Below are 14435 nucleotides of genomic sequence, written 5' to 3' on the forward strand. Positions count from 1 at the left end.
GACCAGCCTCCGTACTTACGGGGAGAAGGTCCCGGCAGGGGGATGAGGGGCGGCGCTATCGTCTGCTTGTTACGTCAGGCGCTCTCGAAACCGACCAGGAACTTGCTCAGCAGCGCATCGAGCGCTGCCCGCTCCTGGGCGGATAGCATTTGAACGATGCGCGTCTGCGTCGCCACATGGTCGGCCACGGCCGCGTCGATGGTGGCAAAACCCTTTTCGGTCAGCGAGACGATGAAGCTGCGGCGGTCGCCGGGATTGAGCGTGCGCGCGACAAGCCCTGCCTTTTCCAGCTGGTCGACACGGTTGGTCATGGTGCCGGAGGTGATCATCATGGTGGCGGAGAGGTCGCCGGGGGACAGCGCATAAGGCGGTCCCGAGCGGCGCAGCGTTGCCAGCACATCGAAGCTGGCATAGTTCAGCCCGTGCGCTGCGAAGGTCTTTTCCATCTCGCGGCCGAGATGCTGCGAGAGCCGCGTCAACCGGCCGATCAGGCCCATCGGCGCAACGTCGAGGTCGGGCCGTTCCCGGTTCCATTGGGCAAGAATGTCATCAACGCGATCCATGCCGCACCATCGAGAAATAATATCTTGACGTCAAGAGAATCTATATTACCTTGATATCAAGATATTTGATCTCAAGAGAGATGCAGCGATGACGACGCGCAACACCGACCTGCTTTTGACGGCCATCGCCCCGGCGATCTGGGGCAGCACCTATCTGGTGACGACCGAGTTCCTGCCCGCCAGTTATCCGCTGACGGTGGCCATGCTGCGGGCGCTGCCTGCCGGCCTGTTGCTGCTGCTTGTGGTCCGGCAGCTGCCGCATGGCATCTGGTGGGCCCGGGTTCTGGTGCTCGGCGCGCTCAATTTCTCGATCTTCTGGTGGCTGCTATTTGTCGCCGCCTACCGCTTGCCCGGCGGCGTTGCCGCGACTGTCGGCGCGATCCAGCCGCTGATCGTCATTCTGCTCGCCCGCGCCCTGCTCGGCTCGGCCATTCGCCCGATGTCCATCATGGCTGCGATTGCCGGCATGGGCGGCGTGGCACTGCTGATCCTGACGCCGAATGCGGCGCTCGATCCGATCGGCATCGTCGCCGGTCTGGCCGGTGCCGTGTCGATGGCCGCGGGCACGGTGCTGAGCCGCCGCTGGCAGCCGCCTGTCTCACCGCTGACCTTCACGGCATGGCAGCTGACCGCCGGCGGCGTGCTCCTGCTGCCGGCTGCGCTTTGGCTGGAACCGTCGCTGCCTTCACTGACAACCGCCAACCTGCTCGGCCTCGCCTGGCTTGGCCTGATCGGTGCGGCTTTTGCTTACATTCTGTGGTTCCGTGGCATCTCGCGATTGGAGCCATCGGTGGTGTCGTCGCTCGGCTTCCTCAGCCCGATGACCGCCGTGATCCTCGGCTGGTCGGTGCTCGGCCAGTCGCTCAGCGCAGCGCAGATATTCGGCATGGTCGTGGTACTTGGCAGCGTCTGGCTCAGCCAGCGCGCCCAGCAGGGCAAGCCCGCCCCGACCAAGCTCGCGACGGGCTGACGGCCTACTCGCGGCAGGAGTTGACGGCTGCGCCTTTGCGAACGATGCACGGCTACATCGCCAAAAGTCAGGTCAGGATGCCAATTTCTTCAGCCGCAGCCTCAAAAGCGCGCTTGGCCGCCTCGCGCGTGCGGGTGCCGGCAAGGGCGGCGGAGACGGTGGCCACCGCCTCGCGATAGAGCGGGCCGCTGCGCTTGGCGTGCGGCCAGTCGACCAGCGCCTCATAGGCACCCTTGACGGTCGTGACCTCGCGCCGGGTGCTTTCCGGCCCGATGCGAACCGAGACGGGATGGTCAAAAAGCATGCGATCCATAATGGTCTCCGGCATCTTTCCGTTCGAGCATCCGATCTCCCCAACCGGCTCCCCACTTCGGGTCGGATGTTCTGCAATGCCCCTTTCAACGCACCGAAATTGCTCCGGTTCCCTGTCTCACACCGTCAAAAATCACACCCGTGTTAATTCCTTAAACCGTGACCCCAAACACGCGTCTGCGGCCCGACAACAAAGCAACTAGGCGTTGCCGGATTGTATTCGGCGTCGTAGCGTGGGTCGAAGCGATTTGGGGGTGTACATGCGACCCATGAACCCGGTCCCGTCAGGCGCGCCTGGCAGAACGCCGGCATACGCCATTTCTCCCCCGTTCCTCTCCATGCTTGCGCTTTGTCTGACCCTCGCCGCCTGCCAGAAGCAGGAGGCAGCAGAGCGGCAACCGATCTTGGTGCGCTCGGTCGAGGTCAAGCTGTCCGATTTTGCGCCAGCGACGTCGCTGACCGGCGTCATTGCCGCGCGTACCCTCAACAACCTGTCGTTCCAGGTCGGTGGTCGCGTCGCCGAACGCAGGGTCGATATCGGCCAGCGCGTGACAAAGGGCGAGGTGCTGGCTCGGCTCGACCCGCAGGAGCAGCAGTCGGACGTGAGGGCAGCGCAAGCGAGCCTTTATGCGGCGCAGGCGCAGCTGCGCCAGGCCACGGCGGCCTTCGACCGCCAAAAGACCCTGCTCGCCCAAGGCTTCACAACGCGGCGCGACTACGATCTCGCCGACCAGGCGCAGCGCGTCGCCCAAGGTGGCGTGCAAGCGGCACAAAGCCAGCTGGCCAACGCTGAGGACCGGCTTACCTACACCGACCTGAAGTCGAGCGCCGACGGCGTGGTGACAGCACGAACTGTCGAGGTCGGCCAGGTGGTGCAGGCAGCCCAGACGGTTTTCACCGTCGCCGAGGATGGCGACCGCGACGCTGTGTTCAACGTCGATGAAGCTTTGGTGGCGCGCAACCCGGTGGCACCGGCGGTGAGGATCGCGCTCATTTCCGACCCCAAGATCGAGGCGGCAGGCCAGGTGCGCGAGGTCTCGCCAGCGGTCGATCCTGCCTCAGGCTCGATCCGGGTCAAGGTGGCGGTACCCGACACGCCGGCCGAAATGCCGCTGGGAGCCGCGATCACAGGCACAATCGTGTCCGAACCCGAACCATCGATCGTGCTGCCGTGGCAGTCGCTCATGTCGGACAGTGGCCAGCCCGCGGTCTGGACCGTCGATCCCGCGACCAAGGTGGTGACGATGGTGCCCATCGAGGTGAAGTCTTTCGCTTCCGGTATCGTCGTGGTCGCCAAGGGACTGGAAATCGGACAGACCGTGGTCGCGCAAGGTGGCCAGCTGTTGAGCCCCGGCCAGGTCGTGGAGGTCGCGCCATGAAGTCCGTTACGTCCTTCGGCATCATGGCAGCGCTGGCATTGGCCGGCTGCAGCCAGGAGCAGCCGGCACCCAAGGAGGTCATCCGGCCAGTGCTGTCGCAGGTGGTCCAGCCGCAAGCACACACAGCACTAGGTTTTGTCGGCACGATCCAGCCCCAGTTTTCCGCTGATCTCGCTTTCCGCCTGCTCGGACGGCTGGTGGCACGCGATGTCAGTGTCGGCGATCAGGTGACCAAGGGAACGACCCTAGCCGCCATCGACCCGCTTTCGCTCGAACTGGCATCGCAAGCCGCGCGTGCCGACCTGTCGACAGCGGAAGCGCAATTCGCCAACGCTGCCGCCAGCGAAGAGCGCCAGCGCGCGCTGCTCGCCGAGGCCAACACATCGCAAGCCGTTTACGATTCCGCCAAGCAGGCGCTCGATTCCGCCTCGGCCAATGTCGAGCGCGCACGTGCGGCCCTTGCCAAGACAGACGAACAACTCGGCTATGCCAGGCTTTTTTCGGACTTCGACGGTATCGTGACGGAAACGGGCGCCGAGGTTGGCCRGACGGTTTCGCCGGGACAGATKGTGGTGACCGTGGCGCGCTCGGATGCGCGCGAAGCTGTCGTCGACATCCCCGACCAGCTTGTCGGCAGGCTCAACACTGGCGACGAGTTCGAGGTGGCCTTGCAGACGCTGTCTTCGCTGCGCACGACAGCCCACATCCGCGAAATCGCGCCGCAGGCCGACGCCGCGACGCGGACGCGACGGGTACGGCTGGCGCTCGCCGACCCACCAACGGCATTCCGGCTCGGCTCGACGGTGACGGCAACAAGAGTGTCCCGGGCGGACGAGACGATCGACCTGCCGCTCTCGGCGCTGCTTGAAAAAGACGGGAAGCACTTTGTCTGGGTGGTCGATCCCACGGCGTCGACGGTCAGCCTGCATGATGTGGAAGKGCGGACAAGGGATGGCGTCAGCTTCACGCTGAACGGCATCGAGCCAGGGACCCGGGTCGTGACGGCAGGCGTGAACAGCCTTGCAGAAGGCCAGAAAGTCAGAATTCCGGAAGGGGCATAGCGTGAAGGGTTTCAATCTTTCCGACTGGGCGCTGAACCACCGATCCCTGGTCTGGTACTTCATGCTGATCTTCACGATCGCGGGCGTTTTCGCCTATCTGCATCTGGGGCGCGAGGAAGACCCCAGCTTCACCATCAAGACGATGCTTGTCCAGGCCAACTGGCCCGGCGCCTCGGTCGAAGAAACCACCCAACAGGTGACCGACCGGATCGAAAAGAAACTCGAGGAGCTTGAAAGCCTCGACTACACCCGTAGCGTGACCACGGCGGGCCAGACGCTCATCTTCGTCAATCTCAAGCCGACCACCAAGGCGCGCGATGTGACCCCCACCTGGGTGGAAGTGCGCAACATGGTCAACGATATCAGGTCGCAGTTCCCGCAAGGGGTGCAGGGGCCGTTCTTCAACGACCGTTTCGGCGACGTGTTCGGCAACATCTATGCCTTCACCGCCGACGGGCTGACGATGCGTCAGCTGCGCGACTATGTCGAGACGGTGCGCACGCGCGTCCTCAGCATCCCCAATGCCGGCAAGGTCGAACTTGTCGGGGCACAGGACGAGGTCATCTACCTCGAATTCTCCACCAGGCAGATCGCGGCGCTGGGCCTCGACCAGCAGGCCGTCATCGAAAGCCTGCAGGCGCAGAACGCGGTGTCGCCGTCTGGCGTGATCCAGGCCGGGCCAGAGCGCATCGCGGTGCGTGTCAGCGGCCAGTTCACCTCGGAGGAGAGCCTGAGGGCGATCAACCTCAGGGTCAACGACCGCTTTTTCCGCTTGAGCGACGTGGCCACAATCAGCCGCGGCTATGTCGATCCGCCGACGTCGCTGTTTCGCGTCAATGGCGAGCCGGCGATCGCACTTGCCATCGGCATGAAGCCCAACGCCAACCTTCTGGATTTCGGCGCTGAGTTGGCGAAGGTGATGGACGAGGTGACGGGCGACCTACCGATCGGGGTCGGCGTGCATCTCGTTGCCGACCAGCCGGTGATTGTCGAGGAAGCGGTTTCGGGCTTCACCCGCGCGCTTTTCGAGGCGGTGGCGATCGTGCTCGCCGTCTCCTTCGTCAGCCTCGGCATGCGTGCCGGTTTCGTTGTCGCGCTGTCGATCCCTCTGGTGCTGGCGATCACCTTCCTGGTCATGGCCTATATGGGCATTTCGCTGCAGCGCATTTCGCTCGGCGCCCTGATCATCGCGCTCGGGCTTTTGGTCGATGACGCCATGATCGCGGTCGAGATGATGGTGGCGCGGCTGGAGGTCGGCGATTCACTGCGAAAAGCCGCGACCTATGTCTACACCTCGACCGCCTTTCCGATGCTGACCGGCACGCTGGTCACGGTGGCGGGCTTCATCCCCATCGGGCTCAACACCAGCCAGGCCGGCGAATACACCTATACGCTGTTTGTGGTGATCGCCGCGGCGCTGCTGCTGTCGTGGATCGTTGCGGTGTTGTTTGCGCCGCTGCTCGGCGTCACGCTGTTGCCGGCGACGATGAAAAAACACAGCGAGAAGCCAGGGCGCGTCGCTGCCGGCTTCTCGCACCTCCTGCATCTGGCTGTGCGCCGCCACTGGATCACCATCTTCGCCACAATCGCGGTGTTTGCCGTGTCGGTGTTCGGGCTGACATTCGTGCAGCAGCAGTTCTTCCCGCCGTCGGATCGTCCGGAACTGATCGTCGACTGGAACCTGCCGCAAAACAGCTCGATCGCCGAGACACGCGCCCAGATGGAGCGCTTCGAACAGATGGCGCTCAAGGGCAATGCCGACGTCGATCACTGGAGTTCCTACATCGGCCAGGGAGCGGTGCGTTTCGTGCTGGCCTATGACGTACAGCCGGCCAATCCCTATTTCGGCCAGACCGTCATCGTCACAAAGGATCTCGAAGCGCGGCACCGGGTGCAGCCGGCGATCGAAAAGATCCTGCGCGAACAATTTGTCGGCACTGATGCCTTCGTGAAGACCCTGGAGCTTGGTCCGCCTGTTGGACGGCCGGTGCAGTATCGCGTCAGCGGCCCCGACATTCAGATGGTACGCACGCTGTCGCAGCAATTCGCCACCCAGATCTCGACCAATCCGAAGCTGCAGGCGCCGAGCTTCGACTGGAACGAGCCGTCACGCGTGCTGAAAGTCGACGTCCTGCAGGACAAGGCGCGCCAGCTCGGCATCACGTCGCAGGACATCGCCAGCGCGATGAACAGCGTTGTCGGTGGTGTGGCCATCACTCAAGTGCGCGACGCAACCTATCTGATCAATGTCGTGGTGCGCGCCGAAGAGGCCGAGCGCGGCTCGATCGAGACGTTGCGCAACCTGCAGATCCCGACCGGAAACGGCGAGGCGATCCCGCTCGCCACCGTCGCCGACGTCCACTACGAGATCGAACAGCCGACCGTCTGGCGGCGCAGCCGCATGCCGACGATCACGGTCAAAGCCGGGCTGGTCGGCAACACGCTGCCCGACACCGTCGTTGCCGAACTGAAACCGACGGTCGACGCATTCATCGCCAAGCTACCTCCAAACTATGCGGTTGCCACCGGCGGCACGGTTGAAGAAAGCGCCAAAAGCCAGGGGCCAATCATTGCCGTTGTTCCGTTGATGCTGTTTGTCATGGCGACCGTCTTGATGATCCAGCTGCAAAGCTTCCAGCGGCTGTTCCTGGTCGTGGCCGTTGCACCGCTCGGCCTCATCGGCGTGGTGGCGGCGCTGCTGCCGACCGGGCAGCCCCTGGGTTTCGTGGCAGTGCTGGGCGTGTTGGCCCTTATTGGCATCCTGATCCGCAATTCGGTGATCCTGATCGTGCAGATCGAGGAACTGATCGCGACGGGCACCGACCGGTGGCACGCGATGATCGAGGCATCGGAGCACCGCATGCGGCCGATCGCGCTGACGGCGGCCGCAGCCAGCTTGGCGCTGATCCCGATCGCGCGCGAGGTTTTCTGGGCGCCGATGGCCTATGCGATGATGGGCGGCATCCTGGCGGGAACGGCGATCACGCTGCTGTTTTTGCCAGCACTCTATGTCGCCTGGTTCAGGCTAAAAGAACCAACGGAAAACGCACCGGACCAAGAACCCGCAGTGGTGCCGGCCGCATAGGCCCGTCCGCATGGGTCAGTGCAGGCCCCCGACGCCGAGCAGGCGCTCGACAATTTCCGGCTGCGCGGCAAGCTCGACGGGCGTACCCGACCAGGCAATCCGGCCCCGCTCGAGGATGATGGCGTGGTCGGCGAAATCGAGCGCGCTCTGGATGCGCTGCTCGACCAGAACGACCGTCATTTCGCCGCCCGAGGCGAGCTTCGAAAACACCACCATCAGCTCTTCGCAAATGACCGGGGCCAGGCCTTCCAGCGGCTCGTCGAGCAACAGCACGCTCGGCTTGCCGAGGATGCTGCGCGCGGTCGACAGCATCTGCTGCTCGCCGCCGGAAAGCTGGGAGCCGAGGTTCTTGCGGCGCTCCTTGAGGCGCGGGAACATGTCATAGGCTTCTTCGATCGCCGAGCGGTCGCGGCCCTTGAGCCCGACGAAGAGGTTTTCCTCGACGGTAAGCGAGGGAAAGATGCAGCGCGCCTGCGGCACGTAGCCGAGGCCGCTGCGGGCGCGCGCCGCGCTTTCCTGGCTGCTCATGTCCGTGCCGCCGAGGCGGATCGAGCCGCCATAGCGCTTGGTCTGGCCGGCGATGGTAGCGAGCAGCGTCGTCTTGCCCATGCCGTTGCGGCCGAGCACGGCAAGGCGCGAACCGGCAGCCACGGAGAAGCTGATGTCCTCCAGCACGCGCGTCGGGCCGTAGCCGGCGCTCAGGTCTTTGACTTCAAGCGGCGCTGCGGTCATTGGCGTAGCTTCCGAGATAGGCTTCGCGCACACGCGCATCCTTGGTGACATCCCCGGGCGAGCCGTCGAAGATGATGGCGCCGGCGGCGAGGACGATGACACGCTTGGCGAAGCGGAAAACGAGATCCATGTCGTGCTCGATCATCAGCACGGCAAGGTCGGATGGCAGGCCGGCAAGGGCAGCCTCGATGCGCGGCGTGTCGCTTTGCGGAACGCCTGCCGCCGGCTCGTCGAGCAACAGCACCTTGGGCTTGAGCGCCAGCGCCAGCGCAATCTCCAGCAGGCGCTGCTGGCCATAGGCGATCTCGCTGACCCTTCGGGTGGCGATGTGATCGAGACCAAGCGTGCGCAACAGCTCGGCAACCTCGGCCATGACATCTGGCATCGAGTGGAAATGGCCGAAGATGCGGCCAGTGCGGCCAGTGCGCTGCATGACGCCCAGTGCCAGGTGTTCTTCCGGCGTCATGTCGGGGAACAGGCGCGTGACCTGGAACGAGCGGACGAGGCCCTGGCGGACGCGCAGTGTCGGCCCAACTACCGTGACATCGTTACCGCCAAGCATGACCTTGCCGGAATCAGGTTCGAGATGGCCGGTGACCAGATTGACGAAGGTGGTCTTGCCCGCACCGTTGGGGCCGATCAGCGCCACGCGGTCGCCGGGGTTCATGGTGATCGAGACGTCCTGCGTGACAGCGAGGCCGCCGAAGGATTTTTTCAGGTTTTCGACCTGGAAGACGGGGCTCATTTGGCAGCACCCTTGAAACGATCGAGCAGCGTGAGTGCCGTGCCGTAGAGGCCGCGCGGCGCAAACAGCACGACAGCGATCAGCAGGGCACCGACGATGGTAAGMCAGTGGAACGGGTTGGCCGCCGAGACGAAGTCCTCGAACCACATGAAGCTGACGGTGCCGATGAGCGCGCCGTAGAGCGACCCCGTGCCGCCGAGCACCAGCATGACCAGCGCCTCGGCCGACAGCGTGAAGCTTAGCGAGTCGAGACCGACGACCTGGGTGGAGATGGCGTTGAGCGCGCCGCCGACGCCGGCGACCGCWCCCGAGATGACATACATCTTGAGCAGCGTGCCCTGCACCGATGCGCCCATGGCGCGAATGCGGATCGGGTCTTCCTTGATACCGCGGCACAGCATGCCGAAAGGCGAGCGGGTGATCAGGCGCAGCACGATGAAAGCGATGACCACCAGTGCGACGGCGAAACCATAGGCCGTTCGGCCCCAGAGATCGAAGGCGAACATGCCGAAGATCGGATCAGGCGAGATACCGGACAAGCCATCGCTGCCGCCGGTATAGGCCGAGGCCTTGTTGGCGGCCTCGTGGAACAGGTGGACGACGGCGATCGACAGCACCAGTTGCGCCAGCCCATGGCCACGCAGGATGACCGCACCGGAGACGATTCCGGCGAGCGCGCCACCGATGGCGCCAACGACGACCATCAAAAGCGGATCAGTGATGCCGAAGTGCACGGCGGCAATGCCCGAGGCATAGGCGCCGGCGCCGAACAGGGCGGCATGACCAAGCGTGGCGACGCCGCAGAAGCCGGTGACGAGATCGATCGACAGAACCAGCAGGGCAACGCCGAGGATGCGCGTCAGCAGCGCCAGATTGTTGGGAAACAGGAAGTAGCCGATGGCGGCCACGGCCAGGATCACGGCCAGGCCGATGAGGTCGCGCACGAGCCAGTTCGGGCGCGCGGCGGCATCCTTGGCAGTGGCGGTGTTTTCGATGGCAGCCATCTACTTGCTCCTGCCCAACAGGCCGCGCGGGAAGACGCAGACGATCGCGATGACGGCGAGATAAAAGAAGAACTCGCCATATTCCGGCAAAAGATAGCGGCCGGTGGTGTCGATGGCGCCAAGCAGCAAGCAGGCAAGCAGCGCGCCGGGGATGGAGCCAGCACCGCCAACCGAAACGACGACCAGGAAAGTGACCATGTAGCGCAGCGCGTAATAGGGCTCGATCGGCAGAAGCTCGGCACCGACGATCCCTCCGAAAGCGGCAAGGCCGACAGCGACTGCGAAGCTGACCGCGTAGACGATCTTGGTGCGCACGCCCAGCGATGCGGCCATGGCGGCATTGTCGACCGAGGCGCGCAGCTTGACGCCGAAGGAGGTCTTTTCGATCAGGAACCACAGGGCACCCGCAACAGCCACGCCGCATGCGATGGCGAACAGCTTGTGGGCGGCAATCGAGCGGAAACCGAGATCGACCGGTCCGCGCAGCGTCTCAGGCAAAGGAATTGTCTTCAGCGTCGGGCCGAAGACATAGTTGGCGATGCCGATGACGCAAAAGGTGATGCCGATGGTCATCAGCACCTGGGTGAGTTCAGGCGCGCCATAGATGCGGCGATAGAGGAACCGCTCCACAGGTATGGCGATGATGATGGTGCCGACCACCGCGACAAGGATCGCCACGCCATAGCCGAAGCCGAGCGTTTGGGTGGCATAAGAGGCGATATAGCCGCCGATCATGGCGAATGCGCCATGGGCGAGGTTGACCACGCGCATCAAGCCCATGGTCACCGAAAGTCCAATCGAGATGACGAACAGCACCATGCCATAGGCAAGGGCGTCGATCCCAACACTGAAAACGGTTTGCATCGTTTTATCCAGCAGCAGCCCGGAAGCCAAGGTGGCGTCCGGGCTCTGTCGTTGGCGTAACGCTGTTACTTCGCAGCCGCAAGGCCGGGGTCGCCCTGCTTTTCGAAGGTCGCGATTTCCTTGTTGTAGTAGGTGCCGTCAGCGGCCTTGGCGACCTCGCGCAGATAGATGTTCTGCGTCATGTGACGGGTCTCGGGATCGATGGAAACCGGACCGCGCGGGCTTTCCCAGGCAAGGCCCTTGACGGCGTCGACCGCCTTCTGGGCGTCCTGCTTGCCGCCGGTCGCCTCGATCATCTTGTAGATGACGTGCATGCCGTCATAGGCGCCGACCGAAGGGAAGGACAGTTCGGCCGGGTTGCCGATCGCCTTGTGGGCCGCCTCGACGAACTTCTTGTTTTCGGCCGAGTCATGCGAGACGGCGTAGTGGAAGGTCGTCAGCAGGCCTTCGGCCGCCTGGCCGAGTGCCGGCAGGTCGGACTCCTGGGTCAGGTCGCCGGGTGCCAGGAACTGGATGCCGGCCTTTGCCAGGCCGTTTTCGTTGTAGGCCTTGACGAAGCCGAGTGTGGTCGGGCCCGACGGCAGGAAGGCGAACACGGCATCGGCGCCGGAATCCTTCACGCGCTGCATGATCGGGCTGAAGTCGTTGGTCGACAGCGGCAAGCGGATGGAATCGACGACCTCGCCGCCTTCGGCGGTGAAGGTGGTCTTGAAGGCGTTTTCGGAATCGACGCCCGGGCCGTAGTCGGAGACCACGGTGATGACCTTCTTGACGCCGCGCTCCTTGGCGACCTTGGCCATTGGCGCCGAGGTCTGCCAGGTGGTGAAGGAGGTGCGCACGATCAGCGGGCTCTTGGTGACGATCGCCGAAGTGGCGGCGTTCATGACGACCAGCGGCACATTGGCCTGCTCGAGCAGCGGGGTCACAGCCATGGCGTCAGGGGTGAAGTAGAAGCCGGCGAGATACTGCACGCCTTCCTTGACGACCAGTTCCTGGGCCAGCGCCTTGGACTGCGCCGGATCGGCGGCCGGCAGGTCGCGGTAGACGATCTCGATGTCGTTGTCGCCAACCTTCGTGCCGTTCAGCGCCATCCAGGCGTCGATGCCGGCCTTGAAATTCTTGCCCTGGATAGCGAACGGGCCGGAGAAAGGACCAACGACGCCAACCTTGATGGTGTCGGCAAAGGCAGCGCTGGAAAGCGCCAAAACCGCCAAAGCGGCCAAAACAGACTTCTTCAATTTTTCCTCCATGTGGTCGAGCCGGCACTGTCGGGCGCGCCAGTCTCGGTTTCTCCGTATCGTGCCAAGTGTCATGCTCGAAACGGTAATGTAAAATGAAAAGAAACGCACATCCTATAACCTGACGGATATGTGATCTGCTTGTTTCCTCAGTACATCAGTAGGGCAAACCAACGTAGTTTTCGGCGAGCGAGGCAGATGCCGCTTGCGAATGTACGAGATAGTCCAACTCGGCCTCCTGGATGCGCTGGCCGAAATCGTCGGTGTCGGGAAAGCGGTGCAGCATGGTGGTCATCCACCAGGAGAAACGCACCGCCTTCCAGACGCGCGACAGGGCCCGCGCCGAGTAGACGTCGATGCCGGCRCTCGACTTGTCCTGGTAGAACTCGCGCAGGCCATCATAGAGGTAGCGCACGTCGCTGGCGGCGAGATTGAGGCCCTTGGCGCCGGTGGGCGGGACGATGTGGGCAGCGTCGCCGACGAGGAACATGCGGCCGAAGCGCATCGGCTCGGYGACGAAGGAGCGCAGCGGCGCGATCGACTTTTCGAAGGACGGGCCAGTGACGACGCGTTCTGCGACCTCCGGTGGCAGGCGGAGGCGCAACTCGTCCCAGAAGCGGTCGTCGCTCCAGTCCTCGACCTTGTCGTCGAGCGGGCACTGGACATAGTAGCGGCTGCGGTGGGTCGAGCGCATCGAGCACAGCGCGAACCCCCTGGGATGATTGGCGTAGATCAGCTCGTGATCGGCCGGCGGCACCTCGGCCAGGATGCCGAGCCAGCCGAACGGATAGGCGCGCTCATAGGTCTTGATCGCGCCCTCGGGAACCGACTTGCGGCTGATGCCATGGAAGCCATCGCATCCGGCGATGAAGTCGCAATCGATGCGATGGGTGACGCCATCCTTCTCGTATGTGACGAAGGGCGCGTCGGTGTCGAAACCCTGCGGCGTAACGTTCTTGGCATCATAGATGGTGGTCAGGCCTTCAGCCTGGCGCTTGTCCATCAGGTCGTGCGTCACCTCGGTCTGGCCATAGACCATGACACGCTTGCCGCCGGTGAGGGCCGCTAGATCGATGCGGTGAAGACGGCTGTCGAAGGCAAGCGAGATGCCGTCATGCGGCAAGCCCTCGTCATGCATGCGCGCGCCGGCACCCGCCTCGTCGAGCAGATCGACCATGCCCTGCTCCAATACGCCGGCGCGGACGCGACCGAGCACGTAGTCGCGGTCGACGCGCTCGAGGATGACGTTGTCGATGCCGCTGTTGGCGAGCAGTTGCCCGAGCAGAAGACCCGAAGGGCCGGAGCCGATGATGACTACTTGCGTGCGCATTTGTTGTCCTTCTTGCCTCGCTGCCCATCCGTTGCGTGACCGTTTCGGCCAGCTATCGGCGGGGCGCTTGGTTGCCTGCGCCTCGGGCTAGGTGCCCGCCTTGGCGCCCATCGATTCGATCTGTCCGGCGAGCGTGTCGGCAAGCCTCAGAGATGCCGCCGTCGCCACCGCCATCTGCGGCAGGAGCAGCCATTCCAGCGTCCAGGCCGAGCCCGAGCGTTCCTGTTCATGCACCAGAGCGTGATGCATGCCCGAAAGCTGCGTCGCATTGAAACGTGCGAGCGTGACCAGCACTTCGGCTGCGACCGGGTTTTGCTTATGCGGCATGGCCGATGAGCCGCCGCCGCCGCTGAGCGCAATCTCGTCGCCGGACTGCGCCATCAGCGCGACATCCTGGCCGAACTTGCCGAGGCTGCCAGTGATCAACGACAACAGGCTTGCGAAATCGGCGAGCCGGTCGCGCTGGCTGTGCCATTGCGGGGCGTCGCCAAGCCCGAGCTTTTGCGCCAGCGCCTCGCGCACGGCGACCGCCTTGGGCCCAAGCTTTTCCAGCGTGCCGGCTGCACCGCCAAACTGGACCACCAAAAGCTCGGGGCGGATCGTAGCGAGGCGAGCGCGATGGCGTTCGAGCGGTTCGCGCCAGGCGCTGATCCGGTCGGCGGCARTGATTTCGATCGCCGCCTGCATGCGCGTGCGGCCCATCAGGGGATTGGTGCCGAAACGCTGTTCGAGTGCGGTTAGCTTGGAGATGACACCTGCGAGCTGAGCGTCGAACCGGTCGGCAATCACCTTCAGGCGCAGCACCAGTGCCGTGTCGATGACATCCTGGCTCGTGGCGCCGAAATGCAGCTTGTCGCCATGCGGCTTGCCAATTGCCGCACGCAGCTGGCGCACAAGTTCGGGCACGACGACGCCATCGCGAGCAACGGCTTGCTTGAGCGCTGCCACGTCAGGAACAAACGAAGCCAGCGCCGAAACGATGGCCTCAGCGGCATCGCTGCCGATCACGCCTTCGGCCGCTTCCACCTCGGCAAGGGCGCGCTCGAACGCGACCATCGCCGCCAACTCCGCTTCCACGGAAAACTGGCGMGTCACCTGCTCGTCGCCGAGCAGGCCGGACAGATAGGGGTGATCGAATGGCGATACTGTCAT

13 protein-coding genes are annotated in these 14435 nt (G+C 64.1%); 4 read left to right on the forward strand and 9 right to left on the reverse strand.

Annotated features, from left to right (window positions below; translation table 11 throughout):
• Positions 1–74 precede the first annotated feature (74 nt).
• On the reverse strand, positions 75–563 hold the full coding sequence (locus AC1DWF_RS01950; protein WP_476782918.1) for a MarR family winged helix-turn-helix transcriptional regulator: 489 nt from the start codon (positions 561–563) through the stop codon (positions 75–77).
• Positions 564–651: 88 nt separating this feature from the next.
• On the opposite strand from AC1DWF_RS01950, the gene AC1DWF_RS01955 reads away from it, so the two are divergent.
• On the forward strand, positions 652–1533 hold the full coding sequence (locus tag AC1DWF_RS01955; protein WP_476788803.1) for an EamA family transporter: 882 nt from the start codon (positions 652–654) through the stop codon (positions 1531–1533).
• A 67-nt stretch (positions 1534–1600) separates the two neighbouring features.
• On the opposite strand, the gene AC1DWF_RS01960 is transcribed toward AC1DWF_RS01955, so the two are convergent.
• Complete coding sequence (locus AC1DWF_RS01960; RefSeq protein ID WP_476785854.1) at positions 1601–1846, reverse strand: DUF982 domain-containing protein; 246 nt, start codon at positions 1844–1846, stop codon at positions 1601–1603.
• Between the two features lie 259 nt (positions 1847–2105).
• On the opposite strand from AC1DWF_RS01960, the gene AC1DWF_RS01965 reads away from it, so the two are divergent.
• Genes AC1DWF_RS01965 through AC1DWF_RS01975 form a run of 3 tightly spaced genes read left to right on the forward strand, consistent with a single transcriptional unit; the run spans position 2106 to position 7370 of the window.
• Positions 2106–3224 carry an efflux RND transporter periplasmic adaptor subunit gene (locus tag AC1DWF_RS01965; RefSeq protein WP_476788802.1) on the forward strand — a complete coding sequence of 373 codons (1119 nt, stop codon included), beginning with the start codon at positions 2106–2108 and terminating at the stop codon, positions 3222–3224.
• Entirely contained in the window at positions 3221–4285 is a 1065-nt protein-coding gene (locus AC1DWF_RS01970; RefSeq protein ID WP_476841408.1) for an efflux RND transporter periplasmic adaptor subunit, read from the forward strand. Before AC1DWF_RS01965 ends, AC1DWF_RS01970 begins: the two co-directional genes overlap by 4 nt.
• A gap of 1 nt (position 4286) precedes the next feature.
• Positions 4287–7370, forward strand: coding sequence for an efflux RND transporter permease subunit (locus AC1DWF_RS01975; RefSeq protein WP_476788801.1), 3084 nt, complete (start codon positions 4287–4289; stop codon positions 7368–7370).
• A 15-nt stretch (positions 7371–7385) separates the two neighbouring features.
• Here AC1DWF_RS01975 and AC1DWF_RS01980 read toward each other — a convergent pair whose 3' ends face one another.
• The 7 genes from AC1DWF_RS01980 to AC1DWF_RS02010 all read right to left on the reverse strand — a co-directional run bounded on the left by AC1DWF_RS01980 (position 7386) and on the right by AC1DWF_RS02010 (position 14435).
• Complete coding sequence (locus AC1DWF_RS01980; RefSeq protein ID WP_476784088.1) at positions 7386–8102, reverse strand: ABC transporter ATP-binding protein; 717 nt, start codon at positions 8100–8102, stop codon at positions 7386–7388.
• On the reverse strand, positions 8083–8847 hold the full coding sequence (locus AC1DWF_RS01985; protein ID WP_476784089.1) for an ABC transporter ATP-binding protein: 765 nt from the start codon (positions 8845–8847) through the stop codon (positions 8083–8085). The genes AC1DWF_RS01980 and AC1DWF_RS01985 overlap by 20 nt, the downstream gene beginning before the upstream one ends.
• Positions 8844–9851, reverse strand: coding sequence for a branched-chain amino acid ABC transporter permease (locus AC1DWF_RS01990; RefSeq protein WP_476841409.1), 1008 nt, complete (start codon positions 9849–9851; stop codon positions 8844–8846). The genes AC1DWF_RS01985 and AC1DWF_RS01990 overlap by 4 nt, the downstream gene beginning before the upstream one ends.
• The gene (locus tag AC1DWF_RS01995; protein WP_476784091.1) at positions 9852–10715 is read right to left on the reverse strand and encodes a branched-chain amino acid ABC transporter permease; all 864 of its coding nucleotides are present in this window, start codon (positions 10713–10715) and stop codon (positions 9852–9854) included.
• A gap of 65 nt (positions 10716–10780) precedes the next feature.
• Positions 10781–11953 carry an ABC transporter substrate-binding protein gene (locus AC1DWF_RS02000; protein ID WP_476784092.1) on the reverse strand — a complete coding sequence of 391 codons (1173 nt, stop codon included), beginning with the start codon at positions 11951–11953 and terminating at the stop codon, positions 10781–10783.
• Between the two features lie 157 nt (positions 11954–12110).
• The gene (gene pobA / locus AC1DWF_RS02005; protein WP_476841410.1) at positions 12111–13283 is read right to left on the reverse strand and encodes a 4-hydroxybenzoate 3-monooxygenase; all 1173 of its coding nucleotides are present in this window, start codon (positions 13281–13283) and stop codon (positions 12111–12113) included.
• An 87-nt stretch (positions 13284–13370) separates the two neighbouring features.
• Positions 13371–14435 carry a 3-carboxy-cis,cis-muconate cycloisomerase gene (locus tag AC1DWF_RS02010; protein ID WP_476841411.1) on the reverse strand — a complete coding sequence of 355 codons (1065 nt, stop codon included), beginning with the start codon at positions 14433–14435 and terminating at the stop codon, positions 13371–13373.

Source organism: Aminobacter sp. P4_D5, from assembly GCF_056401815.1.

Coding starts and splice junctions, on each gene's coding strand:
- AC1DWF_RS01950 (WP_476782918.1), bottom strand. CDS start 563: ATGGATCGCGTTGATGACATTCTTGCCCAATGGAACCGGGAACGGCCC.
- AC1DWF_RS01955 (WP_476788803.1), top strand. CDS start 652: ATGACGACGCGCAACACCGACCTGCTTTTGACGGCCATCGCCCCGGCG.
- AC1DWF_RS01960 (WP_476785854.1), bottom strand. CDS start 1,846: ATGGATCGCATGCTTTTTGACCATCCCGTCTCGGTTCGCATCGGGCCG.
- AC1DWF_RS01965 (WP_476788802.1), top strand. CDS start 2,106: ATGCGACCCATGAACCCGGTCCCGTCAGGCGCGCCTGGCAGAACGCCG.
- AC1DWF_RS01980 (WP_476784088.1), bottom strand. CDS start 8,102: ATGACCGCAGCGCCGCTTGAAGTCAAAGACCTGAGCGCCGGCTACGGC.
- AC1DWF_RS01985 (WP_476784089.1), bottom strand. CDS start 8,847: ATGAGCCCCGTCTTCCAGGTCGAAAACCTGAAAAAATCCTTCGGCGGC.
- AC1DWF_RS01995 (WP_476784091.1), bottom strand. CDS start 10,715: ATGCAAACCGTTTTCAGTGTTGGGATCGACGCCCTTGCCTATGGCATG.